This is a genomic window from Flavonifractor sp. An92 (genome assembly GCF_002159175.1).
Taxonomy (GTDB): Bacteria; Bacillota; Clostridia; order Oscillospirales; family Oscillospiraceae; genus Pseudoflavonifractor_A.
Genome location: NZ_NFGZ01000044.1, coordinates 1 through 15,064, shown reverse-complemented (window position 1 = coordinate 15,064; position 15,064 = coordinate 1). Strand labels below are relative to the sequence as shown.

General features: G+C 63.3%; 13 protein-coding genes, 7 tRNA genes and 2 rRNA genes. 17 read left to right on the top strand and 5 right to left on the bottom strand.

Features of this window, described 5'->3' with window-relative positions:
* From B5G43_RS16325 to treC, 12 genes are all read left to right on the top strand, one after another.
* Positions 1-99: ribosomal RNA gene (locus tag B5G43_RS16325) — 23S ribosomal RNA — on the top strand; the annotation flags it as partial.
* A gap of 94 nt (positions 100-193) precedes the next feature.
* Positions 194-269: transfer RNA gene (locus tag B5G43_RS16320), tRNA-Lys, on the top strand.
* A 3-nt stretch (positions 270-272) separates the two neighbouring features.
* A tRNA-Glu gene (locus tag B5G43_RS16315) sits at positions 273-347 on the top strand.
* Positions 348-465: 118 nt separating this feature from the next.
* A 5S ribosomal RNA gene (gene rrf / locus B5G43_RS16310) occupies positions 466-581 on the top strand.
* Between the two features lie 40 nt (positions 582-621).
* Positions 622-697, top strand: a tRNA-Asn gene (locus B5G43_RS16305).
* A gap of 80 nt (positions 698-777) precedes the next feature.
* Positions 778-854 (top strand) — tRNA-Ile (locus B5G43_RS16300).
* Between the two features lie 3 nt (positions 855-857).
* Positions 858-933 (top strand) — tRNA-Trp (locus B5G43_RS16295).
* Positions 934-974: 41 nt separating this feature from the next.
* Positions 975-1,051, top strand: a tRNA-Asp gene (locus B5G43_RS16290).
* Positions 1,052-1,054: 3 nt separating this feature from the next.
* Positions 1,055-1,130: transfer RNA gene (locus tag B5G43_RS16285), tRNA-Thr, on the top strand.
* 60 nt (positions 1,131-1,190) lie between these two features.
* The gene (treR, locus tag B5G43_RS16280; protein WP_087263198.1) at positions 1,191-1,928 is read left to right on the top strand and encodes a trehalose operon repressor; all 738 of its coding nucleotides are present in this window, start codon (positions 1,191-1,193) and stop codon (positions 1,926-1,928) included.
* Positions 1,929-2,085: 157 nt separating this feature from the next.
* A complete protein-coding gene (gene treP, locus B5G43_RS16275) occupies positions 2,086-3,510 on the top strand; it encodes a PTS system trehalose-specific EIIBC component (RefSeq protein WP_087263196.1) in 1,425 nt (474 codons plus the stop codon).
* 27 nt (positions 3,511-3,537) lie between these two features.
* Positions 3,538-5,187 carry an alpha,alpha-phosphotrehalase gene (gene treC, locus B5G43_RS16270; protein WP_087263194.1) on the top strand — a complete coding sequence of 550 codons (1,650 nt, stop codon included), beginning with the start codon at positions 3,538-3,540 and terminating at the stop codon, positions 5,185-5,187.
* Between the two features lie 47 nt (positions 5,188-5,234).
* On the opposite strand, the gene B5G43_RS16265 is transcribed toward treC, so the two are convergent.
* On the bottom strand, positions 5,235-5,798 hold the full coding sequence (locus B5G43_RS16265; RefSeq protein WP_087263193.1) for a ferritin family protein: 564 nt from the start codon (positions 5,796-5,798) through the stop codon (positions 5,235-5,237).
* A 189-nt stretch (positions 5,799-5,987) separates the two neighbouring features.
* Between B5G43_RS16265 and B5G43_RS16260 the strand changes: the two genes are divergently transcribed.
* Genes B5G43_RS16260 through B5G43_RS16250 form a run of 3 tightly spaced genes read left to right on the top strand, consistent with a single transcriptional unit; the run spans position 5,988 to position 8,066 of the window.
* A complete protein-coding gene (locus B5G43_RS16260; RefSeq protein ID WP_087263191.1) occupies positions 5,988-6,734 on the top strand; it encodes an ATP-binding cassette domain-containing protein in 747 nt (248 codons plus the stop codon).
* Positions 6,728-7,651: a SufD family Fe-S cluster assembly protein gene (locus tag B5G43_RS16255; protein WP_204244552.1), complete on the top strand. Its 924-nt coding sequence runs from the start codon at positions 6,728-6,730 to the stop codon at positions 7,649-7,651. Before B5G43_RS16260 ends, B5G43_RS16255 begins: the two co-directional genes overlap by 7 nt.
* Positions 7,635-8,066 (top strand): PaaI family thioesterase, encoded by a 432-nt coding sequence (locus B5G43_RS16250; RefSeq protein ID WP_087263189.1) that lies wholly within the window; start codon positions 7,635-7,637, stop codon positions 8,064-8,066. Before B5G43_RS16255 ends, B5G43_RS16250 begins: the two co-directional genes overlap by 17 nt.
* A gap of 43 nt (positions 8,067-8,109) precedes the next feature.
* Here B5G43_RS16250 and B5G43_RS16245 read toward each other — a convergent pair whose 3' ends face one another.
* Entirely contained in the window at positions 8,110-9,321 is a 1,212-nt protein-coding gene (locus B5G43_RS16245) for a BMP family ABC transporter substrate-binding protein (protein ID WP_087263187.1), read from the bottom strand.
* A gap of 104 nt (positions 9,322-9,425) precedes the next feature.
* Positions 9,426-10,004 (bottom strand): xanthine phosphoribosyltransferase, encoded by a 579-nt coding sequence (locus tag B5G43_RS16240; protein ID WP_087263185.1) that lies wholly within the window; start codon positions 10,002-10,004, stop codon positions 9,426-9,428.
* 237 nt (positions 10,005-10,241) lie between these two features.
* Between B5G43_RS16240 and B5G43_RS16235 the strand changes: the two genes are divergently transcribed.
* Positions 10,242-11,906, top strand: coding sequence for an S-layer homology domain-containing protein (locus B5G43_RS16235; RefSeq protein WP_242960649.1), 1,665 nt, complete (start codon positions 10,242-10,244; stop codon positions 11,904-11,906).
* A gap of 33 nt (positions 11,907-11,939) precedes the next feature.
* Positions 11,940-12,803 carry a YitT family protein gene (locus tag B5G43_RS16230; protein ID WP_087263183.1) on the top strand — a complete coding sequence of 288 codons (864 nt, stop codon included), beginning with the start codon at positions 11,940-11,942 and terminating at the stop codon, positions 12,801-12,803.
* A 292-nt stretch (positions 12,804-13,095) separates the two neighbouring features.
* Here the strand turns inward: B5G43_RS16230 and B5G43_RS16225 are convergent, their stop codons facing one another.
* On the bottom strand, positions 13,096-14,094 hold the full coding sequence (locus tag B5G43_RS16225; RefSeq protein ID WP_143382896.1) for a hypothetical protein: 999 nt from the start codon (positions 14,092-14,094) through the stop codon (positions 13,096-13,098).
* A gap of 14 nt (positions 14,095-14,108) precedes the next feature.
* On the bottom strand, positions 14,109-15,064 hold a 956-nt coding region (locus tag B5G43_RS16220; RefSeq protein WP_143382895.1), incomplete at its 5' end, for an MBOAT family O-acyltransferase.

Sequence of the window (15,064 nt, the reverse complement as noted above, 5' to 3'; positions counted from 1 at the left end):
AGGTAAGGCTCGATGTAGACTACATCGTTGATAGGCCGGAGGTGGAAGTGTGGTAACACATGCAGCTGACCGGTACTAATAAGCCGAGGGCTTGACCTTAACAAGAATTGAATGCAGGCGCTTGCGAGAGCAGAGCGGAAGATCTACATTGTTCGGTTTTGAAGGTGTAACGAATGGACGCACCTGAAAGTATGCGCCTTTAGCTCAGTTGGTAGAGCAACTGACTCTTAATCAGTGGGTCCCGGGTTCGAATCCCTGAAGGCGCACCAAATGGCCCGTTGGTCAAGTGGTTAAGACAGCGGCCTCTCACGCCGTTAACATCGGTTCGAATCCGGTACGGGTCACCAACTTTCTCTTGACAAAGAGAAGAAAACTGAATATAATAGCTTACTGTTGAAGAAGACGGTAAGGAAAGAAAAATGATGAAAGTTTTCTTTGCTTACTTTCTTTTTCAAAAGAAAGTAAGTCGGTGTTGATTGCGGTGAGGGTCCACCCGTTCCCATCCCGAACACGGAAGTTAAGCTCACCTGCGCCGAAGATACTTGTCTGGAGACGGACCGGGAAAATAGGTAATGCCGACACAAAGAAGGGTCTGGTCTGACCAGACTGGGCCCTTGATTTGCCTCCTTAGCTCAGTCGGTAGAGCATGCGGCTGTTAACCGCAGGGTCGTTGGTTCGAGTCCAACAGGTGGCGCCATGAGAGTGCGGCTTGCCGCCACAGATTACATGCGGCGGCAAGCTCTTCTTTCTCTTACAGAGAACCGAACACCGGTCGTTGGGCCTTTAGCTCAGTTGGTTAGAGCAGCCGGCTCATAACCGGTCGGTCCACGGTTCGAGCCCGTGAAGGCCCACCATTTAGGGGTATAGCTCAGCAGGTAGAGCAGCGGTCTCCAAAACCGCGTGCCGAGGGTTCGATTCCTTCTGCCCCTGCCACGTAGCAAATCAGCGAAAGCTGTTTGTGATATATGCGCAATGGCGCGGTAGTTCAGTTGGTTAGAACGCCGGCCTGTCACGCCGGAGGTCGAGGGTTCAAGTCCCTTCCGCGTCGCCATTTGCTGCTGTAGCTCAGTCGGTAGAGCGCATCCTTGGTAAGGATGAGGTCTCCGGTTCAAATCCGGATAGCAGCTCCAAGACCCTGTAACCGCGAGGTTACAGGGTCTTTGCTTTTTTACCGCAAAGGAGGAGCCCGCATGGGGAGCGTGAAATACGATGGGATCTATAAGGACCTGCGCGAAAAGATCGAGGAGCGGGTCTACCCCTTCCAGCAGTTCCTCCCCTCGGAGCACCGCCTGATCGAGACCTACCAGTGCTCCCGCAACACCGTGCGCCGGGCCATCGCCGCGCTGATCAGCGAGGGCTATGTGCAGGCCCTCCAGGGCAAGGGCGTCCAGGTCCTCTACCAGCCCCGGCCCAAGTCCCAGTACTCCCTGGGCCGCATCGAGTCCTTCCAGGAGGCCTCCGTCCGCAACCGGCAGCAGGTACATACCCAGGTGGTCCACTTTGAGGAGCTGACCGTGGACGCCGCCCTGGCTGAGCAGCTCCCCTTCCCCGTGGGCACCGAGCTCTATTACATCCAACGCGTGCGCAACCTGGACGGCCTGGCCCTCATCATCGACCACAACTACTTCCGCCGGGACGTGGCCGCCGGGCTCACGCCGGAGATCGCCCAGGGCTCCATTTACGCCTATCTGGAGGGGACCCTGAACGTAAACATCGTCACCACCATGCGCATGGTCACCGTGGAGCGGGTCACCCCATTGGACGAGCAGTACCTGGACCTGGGGGATATGAACTGCGTGGCGGTGGTGTCCAACTCCACCTTCAATGCCGACGGGGTGCTGTTTGAGTACACCCGCTCCCGCCACCGCCCCGACCACTTCGTGTTTTACGATCAGGCCCAGCGCCAGCGCGGAGGCGGCCCCCGCTGAGAGTTCTGTACAAATGCAAGCCATGGTTTTTGAGCACAGTGCCAAAAACCATGGCTTTTTTGCGTTTTGTATTGACAACTTGTTTAAACAAGGTTATGATAGGCACAACAAGAACTTGTTTAAACAAGTTTGGAAAGACGAGAAGGGAGTTTCCATCATGGGGAAGTTTTCCAATGAAGCAAAGCAGCTCCTGGCGTTCCTGGGCGGCCGGGAGAACATCTCCGCCGCCACCCACTGCATGACCCGCCTGCGTCTGGTGCTGGCCGACCCGGCCAAGGCGGACGTCAAGTCCATCGAGGCCCTGCCCACCGTCAAGGGCACCTTTACCCAGGCAGGCCAGTTCCAGATCGTCATCGGCAACGAGGTGGCCCAGTACTACGCCGACCTGGCCGAGCTGGCGGGCATCCAGAACACCGCCACCAAGGACGACGTGAAGGCCGCCGCCAAGCAGAACCAGAACCCGCTCCAGCGGGCAGTGACCAACCTGGCCGAGATCTTCGCCCCCCTCATCCCCGCCATCATCGTGGGCGGCCTGCTGCTGGGCTTCCGCAGCGTCCTGGGCGACATCGCCATGGTGGACGGCAAGAGCCTGGCCGCCACCTACACCTGGTGCCAGGGCCTGTACGACTTCCTCTGGCTCATCTGTGAGGCTGCCCTCCACCTGCTGCCCGTGGGCATCGTCTGGTCCATCACCAAGAAGATGGGCACCACCCAGATCCTGGGCATCGTCACCGGCCTGACCCTGGTCTCCTCCCAGCTGGTCAACGCCTACTCCGTGGGCACCACCGAGTCCATCCCCTTCTGGGATTTCGGCCTCTTCACCGTGGAGCGGGTGGGCTATCAGTCCCAGATCATCCCCGCCATCCTGGTGGGCTTCACCCTGGTCTATCTGGAGAAGTTCTTTACTAAGATCACCCCCCAGTCCATCCGCATGATCGTCGTTCCCCTCTGCTCCCTGGTGCCCACCGTGTTCCTGGCCCACGCGGTGCTGGGCCCCATCGGCTGGGCCATCGGCCAGGGCATCTCCAACGTGGTGCTGGCCGGGTTCCAGTCCCCGCTGGGCTGGCTGATGGGCGGCCTGTACGGCCTCATCTACCCCGTGTTGGTCATCACCGGCCTCCACCACACCATGCTGGCCATCGACCTCCAGCTCTGCGCCAGCCCCCTCCAGGGCACCTACATGTGGCCCATCCTGGTGCTGGCCAACATCGCCCAGGGCTCCGCGTGCCTGGCCTACTACCTCTGCCACCGGAACAATGAGAAGGATGCCCAGGTGGCCGTCCCCGCCGTCATCTCCGCCTATCTGGGCGTCACCGAGCCCGCCATCTTCGGCATCAATATCAAGTACCTCTATCCCTTCGTGGCCGGCATGATCGGCTCCTGCCTGGGCGGCCTGTTCTCCATGAGCTTCAACTGCCTGGCCTCCAGCGTGGGCGTGGGCGGCCTGCCCGGCATCCTGTCCATGCAGCTCTCCAGTATCCCCATGTTCGCGGTGGCCATGCTCATCGCCGTGGTGGTGCCCATCCCCGTGACCATTCTCTTCGCCAAGACCGGCCTGGGCAAGAAGTTCGGCAAGAACTGATCCCCGCAGTCGGAAAGGAGTACCCATATGCAGGATTTTCACAAGAGCGTCGTCTATCAGATCTACCCCAAATCCTTTCAGGACACCACCGGCAGCGGCACCGGCGACCTGATGGGCGTGGTGAAGCGTCTGGACTACCTGAAGGAGCTGGGGGTGGACTACCTGTGGCTGACCCCCTTCTTCGTCTCCCCCCAGAACGACAACGGCTACGACGTGGCTGACTACCGCGCCATTGACCCCCGCTACGGCACCATGGAGGACTTCGAGACCCTGGCCCGGGAGGCCAAGGCCCGGGGCATCGGCCTGATGCTGGACATGGTGTTCAACCACACCTCTACGGAGCACGAGTGGTTCCGCCGGGCTCTGGCCGGGGAGGAGCGTTATAAAAATTACTACATCCGCCGCCCGGCCCGCCCCGACGGCGGGGCCCCCACCAACTGGGTGAGCAAGTTCGGCGGCAGCGCCTGGGCCTATGTGCCCGAGTGGGGCGAGTATTACCTCCACCTCTTCGACAGGACCCAGGCCGACCTCAACTGGGAGAACCCGGAGGTGCGCGCCGAGCTGGCCGACGTGCTGCGCTTCTGGATCGCCAAGGGGGTCAGCGGCTTCCGCTTCGATGTGGTGAATCTGGTGTCCAAGCCCGACGTGTTCGAGGATGACCTGGAGGGGGACGGCCGCCGGTTCTACACCGACGGGCCCCGCATCCACCAGTACCTCCACGAGCTGTGCGCCGCCGCCGGGCTCCAGGACAACGGCATGGTGACGGTGGGCGAGATGTCCTCCACCACCATCGAGAACTGTGTGGGCTACTCCAACCCGGAGCGGAAGGAGCTGTCCATGACCTTCAGCTTCCACCACCTGAAGGTGGACTACCCCAACCAGGACAAGTGGGCCCTGCCGGAGGAGGGCTTCTCCCCGCTGCCCGGGCTACGGGAGGTCCTCAACCGCTGGCAGCTGGGCATGCAGGCCGGGGGCGGCTGGAACGCCCTCTTCTGGTGCAACCACGACCAGCCCCGGGTGGTCTCCCGCTTCGGAGACGAGGGGGAATACCGGGTGCGCTCGGCCCAGATGCTGGGCACCCTCATCCACCTCATGCGGGGCACCCCCTACATCTACCAGGGGGAGGAGATCGGCATGACCAACGCCGGTTTCACCGCCCTGGAGCAGTACCGGGACGTGGAGAGCCTCAACTACTACCACATCCTGAAGGAGCAGGGCAAGAGTGAGAAGGAGATCTACGCCATCCTGGCGGCCCGCTCCCGGGACAACAGCCGCACCCCCATGCAGTGGGATGACAGCCCCAACACCGGCTTCACCACCGGGGAGCCCTGGCTGGCGGTGAATCCCAACCACACCGCCATCAATGCCCAGGCCGACCGGGCGGCGGAGGACTCGGTGTTCCGCTACTATCAGAAGCTGGTGGCCCTGCGGAAAAAGTACCCCGTCATTGCCGAGGGGACCTACATCCCCATGCTGCGGGACCATCCGGCGGTGTTTGCCTACCGGCGGGAGCTGGACGGGGTTACCCTGGATATTTACTGCAACATGACCGCCCAGCCCGCCCAGGTGGACCTGGAGGGGGCCAACGGCCGGGTGCTGATCGGCAACTACCCCGCGCCCCAGCGGGCGGAGAAGCTCACCCTGCGGCCCTACGAGGCCCTGGCGGTGCTCTACTAAAAAAAGCGAAGGCCCCCTGTCCATGGACAGGGGGCCTTCTTATGTCCTCAGAACCGCTCCAGGATCTCCCGCAGGCGCTGGGCGTGCCCGGCCTCATCCCCGGCCAGCTCCTCCCACAGGGCCTTCAGCGCCGGATCAGTGGCCTCCCCGGCGGCAGAGAGGTAGTGGGCGGCGCCCTGCTGCTCCTCCGCAAAGGCGTTGCGCAGGGCGGCGGGCCAGGCTCCGGTGACCGGGACCGCCTTCACCGACGGCCAGTACCGCACCCCGGTGATGAGGAACAGGGCGGCGGACAGCCGCCGGGCGTGGCGCAGCTCGTCGGCGGACATGGAGGCCAACGTGGGCCCCGCCCCCGCGGGCACCCGGCGGGAGAGGAGCTGATAGAGCCGGTGGTCGTGAAGCTCCTCCTCGATCATCTCCTGGAGGGTGGGGGCGTACCCCGCCGAGCCCGAGCCCAGATAGGGCACGTCGTGGACCTCGCGGCCCTGGACGGTCACATGGGCGCTGGTTGAAGGGGGGGCGGAACGGGGCATACTGGAGGGAAGAGGGGACTCCCACACCTGGGGGAGGGCGGCCTCCTCGCAGGAAGGGGTGGAATTGGGGTTGGACTGCATAGCGGATACCTCCTGAAAGGGAATTTCTTCCTATTATCCTATGCAGACAGGCGGAAAAGGGACTGGGTGAAAAAATTTCCTCTCCAATTTCATAGTATTTTGATAGGAGATACTTGTGCAATGGGGAAAAGGGTGTTATAATGGTCCCCTGGAAAGGAAATCCACTGAAAACGAAGGAGTTTGCGGCTTATGTTGGAAATCAAGGGCCTGAAGTACCAGGTGTCGGACGACGCCGGTGCGGAACTGGGCATTCTGAACGACGTATCCCTGGAGATCGGGGACAATAAATTGGTGGTCATCACCGGGCCCAACGGCGGCGGCAAGACCACCCTGGCCAAGGCCATTATGGGACTGGTCCAGCCCACCAGCGGCACCATCTGTTGGAACGGCGTGGACATCACCGAGAAAAATATCACCGAGCGGGCCCGTCTGGGCATCAGCTACGGCTTCCAGCAGCCCCCCCGCTTCAAGGGCCTGCGGGTGAAGGACCTGCTGTGCCTGGCCTCCGGCCGGGAGGACCTGGCCACCGAGGAGGCCTGCCAGTATCTGACCAAGGTGGGCCTGTGCGCCCATGACTATATCAACCGCGAGGTGGACGCCTCCCTGTCCGGCGGCGAGGTCAAGCGCATCGAGATCGCCACCATTCTGGCCCGCAAGAGCGGCCTGATGATCTTTGATGAGCCCGAGGCGGGCATCGACCTCTGGTCCTTTGCCAAGCTGACCGAGACCTTCAAGGCCATTCACGCCCGGCGTGAGGCCACGCTCCTCATCATTTCCCATCAGGAGCGCATCATCAACCTGGCCGACGAGATCATCATGATCGAGGACGGCAAGGTGGCCCGCCACGGCCCCAAGGACGAGATCTTCCCCCTCATCCTGGCCAATACCGCCAGCGGGTGCAGCTATCTCAACGAGGAGGGCAACAAGACATGCTGAACAAGACAGACTGGAAGCTCCTCAAGGAGATCGCGGACCTGGAAAAGACCCCCCAGGGGGCCTATAACATCCGCATGAACGGCGAGGCCGCCGGCCGCGCCAGCACCGCCAACATCGACATCACCGCCCGCGCCGACGGCAAGCCCGGCATCGACATCCGGGTCAAGCCCGGCACCAAGGGCGAGTCCATCCACATCCCCGTCATCATCCACTCCACCGGGTATACCGAGCTGGTGTACAACGATTTCTACATCGGCGAGGACTGCGACGTGGACATCGTGGCCGGCTGCGGCATCCACAACACCGGCTGTGAGACCACCCAGCACGACGGCATCCACACCTTCCACGTGGGCAAGAACTCCAAGGTCCGCTACGTGGAGCGCCACTACGGCGAGGGCGAGGGCACCGGCGAGCGGATCTTCAACCCCGAGACGGTGGTCTATCTGGAGGAGGGCTCCTCCATCAACATGGAGACCACCCAGATCCGCGGCGTGGACTCCACCAAGCGGGACACCAAGATCATCGTGGGCAAGGACGCCGAGGCGGTGGTCACCGAGAAGCTCCTCACCCACGGCAAGCAGACCGCCCAGAGCGACATGGAGATCATCCTGGACGGCGAGAACGCCACCGGCCGGGTCATCTCCCGTTCGGTGGGCCAGGACGAGTCGGTGCAGGTGTTCTATCCCAAGATGACCGGCAACACCAAGTGCTTCGGCCACGTCCAGTGTGACTCCATCATCATGGGCAAGGCCAAAATCTCCTCCATCCCCGCCATCGTGGCCAACGATGTGGACGCCCAGCTCATCCACGAGGCGGCCATCGGCCGCATCGCCGGGGACCAGATCCTCAAGCTGATGACCCTGGGTCTGACGGAGGAAGAGGCAGAGGAGAAGATCCTGGATGGATTCCTGCAGTAAAGAGAAGGCCCCCGTCCGGGGGGAGCGCAGCCACTACGCGCTGCACAACCACATCGAGATCACCCGCATCCAGCCCGGCGAGGCCGAGGGGGTGCTGACCGTCCACCAGGACAGCCTGAACCTCCTGAACGTGGTCCACGGCGGGGGACTGGCCAGCCTTGCCGACTCGGTGGCCGGCACCGCTGTGGCCGCCACCGGCGGCGTGGGGGTGACCCTCAACTCCACCATGAACTACCTGCGCCCCGCCACCGGCAGTAAAATCACCTGTGTGGGCCGGGTCCGCAAGGCGGGCAAGACCATCGTGCTCTGTGATGTGGACCTGACCAACGACCAGGGCGTGCTGGTGGCCACCGGCACCTTCACCTTCTACCGCAACGGCATGCAGGAGATGCCCGAGCTGGAGGGCCAGAACTAAAAAAGACCGGCCGCCGGACGATTTCGTCCGGCGGCCGGTTTTCTTATGCTTCCGTGGAGACGATGGTGATGCCATCGATCACATAGTCGAAGGTGGGGGCGCTGCCGCCGCCGTTTGCCACGTCGCTCTCGGCGTAGTGCTCGCCCTCCGCCAGGTCAATGGTCATCCCATCGGCGTTCACGCCGGTGAGAGGAGCGGAAAAGACCTGGAGGCTGCCGTCCAGCAGGGCGGCCTTGGCCGTCTCAATCGCCTCTTCCGTGCCCTCGGCCACCAGGGACTCGTTCAGCGGGGTGAGGAACACCGCGCCGTCGGCCAGACCCTTGCACCAGTCGGTGGGGATGGCCGTGCCGTCCAGCAGGGCCTGCACGGCCTCGGTGAAGTAGACCCCCCAGTCGGCCCCGGCGGAGACCAGCGCGGCCCCCGGCGCCACCGAGCGCAGGTCCATGTACCAGCCCACCTGGAAGGCGCCCATGCGCTCGGCCATGGTGGCCGCGCCGGTGGAGTCGGTGTGCTGGCCCAGCACGCCGCAGCCCCGGTTCACCAGGGCTTGGGCGGTGCGGCTCTCCAGACCGGTGTCGTTCCAGCTGCCGGTGTAGACCACGTCCATGACTACCTCGTCCCACACGCTCTTGGCGCCCAGGTAGAAGGCGGTATAGCCGGAGATCACCTCGGCGCAGGGCTTGGCGGCCACATAGCCCAGGCGGGGATTGCCCAGCTCCTTGGCCTTGAGCCCGGCGGCGATGCCGGAGAGGTAGCGGCCCTCATAGAGGGCGGCGTAGTAGTCGTGGAGGTTGGAGAGGCCGGAGGAGGCGGCCTCAGTGCCCGCCACCTGGCAGAACTGCACCTCCGGATATTCCCGGGCGGCGGTGACGACGTCGTCCTGGAAATCCACGCTGGTGGAGAAGATGATCTGACAGCCCGCGGCGGTCAGGTCCTCAATGGCCTGGGCGCAGTCCACGTCCACGCCCACGTTGTACTGCTCCACGATCTGCTCGTCGGAGAGAGAGAGGGCCTCCTGCATCTCGTCCGCGCCCTCGCTCTGGCTGCGGGTGTAGCCCACATCACTGGGGTCGCCGGGGTACAGGAAACCGACCTTCAGGTCTTCCCGGTCCACGGCGGGCTGGCCCGGCGTGGGAGTGGCTTCGGCGGTCGGGGTGGGGGTGGCCTCCACCGTGGGCTCCTTGGGGCCGCAGGCGGTGAGGCCCAGGGCCAGGGCGCCGGTGAGCGCCAGGGTCAGCAGACGATGATGTTTCATAAGAGATTCCTCCTTCCCTCCGTTGTGAGGGGATGCTGTTCCCTCCGGCCCTGCCGAAGGGAAAGGCTCCAGCCCCGCGCTCTGCCGGGCTGGAGCCTCGTTCCTTAGTCGCAGAATTCGATGCTGTTGGTGGCTTCGTCCATGGACTTGACCCGGGCCAGGGATTCCACCCGCACGCCCATGCCGCGGATCAGGTCGCCGCCGGGCTGGAAGGCCTTCTCCACGCAGATGCCGGCGCCCACCAGAGTGGCCCCGGCGTCCCGCACCAGATTGATGAGGCCCTGCAGGGCGCTGCCGTTGGCCAGGAAGTCATCGATGAGGAGCACCCGGTCCTCGGGCTTCAGGAACTCCTTGGACACGATGATGTCGTACACCTTGCCGTGGGTGAAGGACGCCACCTTGGAGGTGTAGACGTCGCCGGCGATGTTCTTGGTCTTGTTCTTCTTGGCGAAGATGACGGGCACGCCGAAAGACTGCGCGGTGATGCAGGCGATGCCGATGCCGGAGGCCTCGATGGTCAGGATCTTGTTGACGCCGCAGTCCCCAAAGAGCCGGTAGAACTCCTTGCCGATCTCATTGATGAGCTCGATGTCCATCTGGTGGTTGAGGAACCGGTCCACTTTGAGCACCTCAGTGCCCCGGATCGTGCCGTCCTTGCGAATCCGATCTTCCAAAAGTTTCATGCCTATCGTCCCATCCTCTTATTGAAATTTGTTTCTCTCTTCAGAAGTATCTTCTATATCCTAATGATAGCAAAAAATACCTCTTCCGTCACCCCCTTTTTTGAAATTTGGACCCCGCTACAAATTTCCAGTCCCCAAATGCGGCTCCCTTTGTCCGGTTGCCTTTTGGGGAGGGGCCTGATACAATAAGGGCGGCTGAAGATTCACACTCTGTACCAGATTCAGGAGGTCTTTTGGATGAAAACACTGAAACGGCGGCTGGCTGCCGCGGCATTGGCTGCCGCGCTGTGCGCCGCCTTCCCGCTTTCCCTGTCCGCCGCCACCTTCCGCGACACGAAAGGACACTGGGCCGAGGCCATCATTGACAAGGCCGAGGGCTACGGCCTGATGGTGGGCGATGAGACCGGCGCGTTCCACCCCGATGAGTACCTCAACCGGGCGTCCTTCGTCACCGTGCTGTGCCAGATGTTCGGCTGGACGGTGGAGAAGCCCCAGACGCCCTCCTACATCGACTGCCCCGCCACCCACTGGGCCTACGGCTATGCGGAGACCGCCCGGGCCCACGGCGTCATGGACGGCAGCGGCGCCTTCCGCCCCGACGACCAGATCAGCCGGGAGGAGATGGCCGTCATGCTGGTGCGGGCCCTGGGCTATCAGGACCTGGCCGAGCACTACGCCGGGGATGAGAACCCCTTCTCCGACGTGACCGAGAACCGGGGCTACATCACCTTGGCCTGGCAGATCGGCATGGTCAGCGGCATCCAGGAGGGGAACACCCTGCTCTTCAAGCCCAACCTCTCCGCCACCCGGGCCGAGGCCGCCACTATGCTGGTGCAGGTCTACGAGCGCTACTCCTCCAAGCTGGACTGGCTCCACGGCTTCTACGCCGTCTCCTCCTATAGCCAGATCTCCCTCACGTCCGACATGGACGCCGTGTCCCTGGGCTGGGCCCGGATGGAGTACACCGCCGACGGCGGCCCCACCGTCAACACCACCTCCGCAAACGGCAACGGCTGGAACATCCCCCAGCAGCCCGAGGCGGCCGCCAACTACTTCCAGCAGGAGCACGTGCCCTATAACCTCTGCGTGTTCGGCAGCGCCTCCGACGCGGTGACCCTGGCTGACGGCACCACCACCTCCACCGTGGCCGCCGTCACCTCCTCCGCCGCCAGCCGCGCCCAGGCTATCTCCGCCCTGGTGGGGCTGAGCCAGTCCTATGCGGGCCTCACCATCGACTTTGAGGGCCTGAAGGACCAGAACGGCCTCAAAGACAATTTCACCGCCTTTATGACCGAGCTGCGCGCCGCCCTCCCCGCCGGGAAGAGCCTCTATGTCTGCGTCCAGCCCGGGCCGTACATGGACGGCTTTGACTTCCGCGCCCTGGGGCAGGTCTGCGACAAGGTGATCCTCATGGCCCACGACTACCGGCCCCCGGTGTCCGACCTGAAGGTGGGCTCCGTGCCGTCGGAGAGCTTCGCCGTCACCCCCTTCCATAAGATCTATGCCGCCCTCACCGAGATCACCGACCCGGACACCGGCGTGCAGGACAAGTCCAAGATCGCCCTGGCCGTGTCCATGGACACCACCGGCTTCCAGATCGACGACGCCGGCAAGGTGGTGGAGAGCAAGTACGTCCGTCCTGCCCTCTCCACCCTGGCCCAGCGCCTGGCCCAGAGCGACACCGTCATCACCTACAGCGCCACCGCCCGCAACCCCTACGCCATCTACACCGACGAGGCGGGGCTGCGCTACAAGGTCTGGTATGAGGACGCCCGGAGCATCACCGACAAGATCGAGCTGGCCCGGATGTTCGGCATCAACGGCCTGTCCATCTGGCGCCTGGGCAACATCCCCACCTACGACAACTACGACATCTGGTCCGCCGTGCTGGAGCAGCGCTGATCCCCCCTGATTGAGAGAGATAGGAGAGAAAGTATGAAATTGTCGCTGAAAGCCCAATTCCGGGATTTCCTGCTCATGACCCTGGGGATCGTGCTGGTCTCCATCGGCGTCTACTTCTTCAAGTTCCCCAACAACTTCTCCATGGGCGGCGTGTCCGGTCTGGCGGTCATCCTGGCGCCCCTGTCCCCCTTCCCGTGGCTGACCGCGTCGGCCATCAACGGTATCATCAACATCCTGTTCCTCTTCCTGGGCTTTGCCATGCTCAACCGTGGCTTCGGCCTGCGCACCGTGTACTGCTCGGTGCTTTACTCCCTGGTCATCCAGGTCTTTGAGTGGGTCTGCCCCCTGAATGGCCCCCTCACCGACGAGAAGGTGCTGGAGCTCTTCTTTGCCGTCATTTTCCCCGCCCTGGGCTCGGCCATCCTCTTCAACATCGACGCCTCCTCCGGCGGCACCGACATCATCGCCATGATTCTGAAGAAGTACACCGGCCTGGATGTGGGCAAGGCGCTGCTCATCTCCGACGTGGTCATCGCCGCCTCCACCTTCCTCATCTTCGACATCGAGACCGGCCTCTTCTCCATGCTGGGCCTGGTGCTCAAGTCGGTGCTGGTGGACAGCGTCATCGAGTCCCTGAACCGGAGGAAGAATTTCTTCATCATCACCTCCCAGCCGGAGGTGGCCTGCGACTTCATCACCCACGAGCTCGGCCGAGGGGCCACCGTGTGGGAGGGCCAGGGCGCCTACACCCACGAGCCCCACTGGATCATCCTCACCGCCCTCTCCCGGGGGCAGGCGGTGGTGCTGCGCCGCTTTTTGAAGGAGAAGGACCCCAAGGCCTTCTTCATCATCGCCAACTCCAGCGAGATCTTCGGAAAAGGCTTTCTCCGCGCATGAGCGGTACAGAAAAGGGCCCGTCCATCAGGACGGGCCCTTTTCCGGTTAAAAAGAGAGAGAAAGAGAGGAGGTAGAAATGAAAAACACGTTTCTTATGTGAAAACACGGCACTTCCGTGGTGTTTCTTGTCTGCTCCCGCAGTCTGGAGCAGTGGTAGTTGGGTTTTCCCTGACTGCAGGATAAGAATACCACGCATTCCAACAGGAGAGTTGGACAGACTTTGAAATATCGATGAATAGTGTGTGAACAGTGAAAAACGGCCGCAGATTTCTGTCTGCGGCCGTTTCGTTCTTTAGGCGTCCCGGCTGTCCACAGCCGCCTGCCAGGCGGCGGCGTTTTCGTCGGTCTGGGTCATGGGGGTGAGCCCGACCTCTTCCGTAAGGAGCTCCGCCACCCCGGCGGCGTAGATCGCCGCGCCGTACCGGTTCAGGTGTCCGCCGTCGTAGAGGTGCTCTTCGGGCACCAGCCCCAGGCCGTCAAAGGCGTCCACCCAGTTGACAAAGGTGGCCTCCGGCGCCCCGGCGGCCAGGTCTGCCTCCAGGCGCTGGTACTGCTCGGGAGAGCACTGGCTGTAACAGGGGTTGAGCAGCACTATGGCCTGGATGCCACGCTCTTTACATAGCTCCAGACAGCGCAGGAGCCAGCCCAGATTTTCCTCATACTGCGCGTCGGTGAGGGGCCGGGGGTTGCGGGTGAGGACCAGGTCCTCCGCCGTGCCCTCCACCGCGGTAAAGCCCTTCCGGGTATCAGTCCGGGCGGGGGTGAGGGCGGCCTTCACGGTGCTGGGGCGGACCTCCTTCCAGCGGCTGTGGTAGAACCACAGGTCGAAGAGGAGCCCTGTGCGCAGCTCCGGCTCGGCGGCGGTGAAGATGGCCCCCAGCTTGTTGAGAGAGAGGGGCATATAGGCCACATTGGTCTGGGTGTAGTTCTGGTATTTTTCAAAGAACACCCCGGTGGGCTCGATGACCACCGCCTGGGGATGTTGGGTCTCCAGCGCCTCCCGCAGGTACCAGTAGGTGAGGGACATGGTCTGCTCCGAGCCCCCCATCACATAGCCGGTGAGGCCGCTGTGGCGGTAGATCTCCACCGGGTCAAAGTCACAGTAGGCGTAGGAGGAGCCGAAGTAGAGCACATCCATGGTGTTTTTGGGCTCGGCGCGGTAGGCCCGCCAGGTGGAGCCGTAGGACACCTGGGGGGGCCGGAGCACCGCCCCGGCCAGGCTCAGAAGGCCCACGGCCAGAGCCAGAAAGAGCACCGCGGCCAGGAGCCTGCGCAGAAATACGTTTTTCACCACAAGCTCCCCCCTTAATACTTGAAGTAGATGAAGGACTGGGCGTCATAGCCCGGCCCGTAGCAGCCCAGCACCACCGTCAGCACCAGCAGGAAGAGCGCCGCGCCCCACCGGAAGGGGAGCGGGGCCTCCCGCCAGCGCTGGGCGAGGGGCGTTTTGCCCTGGTCCAGCACGTCTCCCACCAGGAGAAGGAGCAGCCCGAAGGCGGCGGCCAGGGCGTCCCACCGGTCCAGGCTGATGGAGGTGAACACCCACCAGGGCCCCCGCAGCAGCGCGCCGTAGAACTCCCCCGCCAGAGTGAGGGAGGGGGCCTGGAAGAACACCCAGGCCGACGTGGCCAGCAGGAAGGTGATGCCCATCTGCCACAGAGTCGTCACTTTGCGGCCGTCTTTGAGCCCCACCGCCGAGCGGATACGGCTCCGCACCGGGGCGGTGATGGCCCCGATGACCTGATACACGCCGTTCAGAAGGCCCCACACCAGGAAGGTGAGGGCCGCCCCGTGCCACAGGCCGCTGACCGCGAACACGATGAGCAGGTTGAGGTATTTACGCCCCGTGCCCCGCCGGGAGCCCCCCAGGGGGATATACAGATAGTCACGGAACCAGGAGGACAGGGAGATGTGCCACCGCCGCCAGAACTCCTGGATGGAGCGGGCGAAGTAGGGGGCCCGGAAGTTCTCCATCAGGGTGAAGCCCATGGCCCTGGCAGCACCCAGGGCCATGTCGGAGTAGGCGGAGAAGTCGCAGTAAATTTGCAGCGAGAAGGCGAAGGCCGCCAGCAGCACCTGGAGCCGCCCGAACTCCCCCGGGGCCCCAAAGACCAGATTGACCAGAATGGCCAGCCGGTCAGCCAGCACCAGCTTCTTGAAAGCCCCCCACAGAAAGCGGAAGAGCCCCTCCCGCAGCCCGTCCCAGGTCACCGGGGGCAGCTCCTTCAGCTGGGGCAGCAGCTGAGGGGCCCGGGGGATGG

Bases quoted from the DNA above. Each gene is read 5' to 3' on its own strand.
- treR (WP_087263198.1), top strand. From the start codon at position 1,191: ATGGGGAGCGTGAAATACGATGGGATCTATAAGGACCTGCGCGAAAAG.
- treP (WP_087263196.1), top strand. From the start codon at position 2,086: ATGGGGAAGTTTTCCAATGAAGCAAAGCAGCTCCTGGCGTTCCTGGGC.
- treC (WP_087263194.1), top strand. From the start codon at position 3,538: ATGCAGGATTTTCACAAGAGCGTCGTCTATCAGATCTACCCCAAATCC.
- B5G43_RS16265 (WP_087263193.1), bottom strand. From the start codon at position 5,798: ATGCAGTCCAACCCCAATTCCACCCCTTCCTGCGAGGAGGCCGCCCTC.
- B5G43_RS16260 (WP_087263191.1), top strand. From the start codon at position 5,988: ATGTTGGAAATCAAGGGCCTGAAGTACCAGGTGTCGGACGACGCCGGT.
- B5G43_RS16255 (WP_204244552.1), top strand. From the start codon at position 6,728: ATGCTGAACAAGACAGACTGGAAGCTCCTCAAGGAGATCGCGGACCTG.
- B5G43_RS16250 (WP_087263189.1), top strand. From the start codon at position 7,635: ATGGATTCCTGCAGTAAAGAGAAGGCCCCCGTCCGGGGGGAGCGCAGC.
- B5G43_RS16245 (WP_087263187.1), bottom strand. From the start codon at position 9,321: ATGAAACATCATCGTCTGCTGACCCTGGCGCTCACCGGCGCCCTGGCC.
- B5G43_RS16240 (WP_087263185.1), bottom strand. From the start codon at position 10,004: ATGAAACTTTTGGAAGATCGGATTCGCAAGGACGGCACGATCCGGGGC.
- B5G43_RS16235 (WP_242960649.1), top strand. From the start codon at position 10,242: ATGAAAACACTGAAACGGCGGCTGGCTGCCGCGGCATTGGCTGCCGCG.
- B5G43_RS16230 (WP_087263183.1), top strand. From the start codon at position 11,940: ATGAAATTGTCGCTGAAAGCCCAATTCCGGGATTTCCTGCTCATGACC.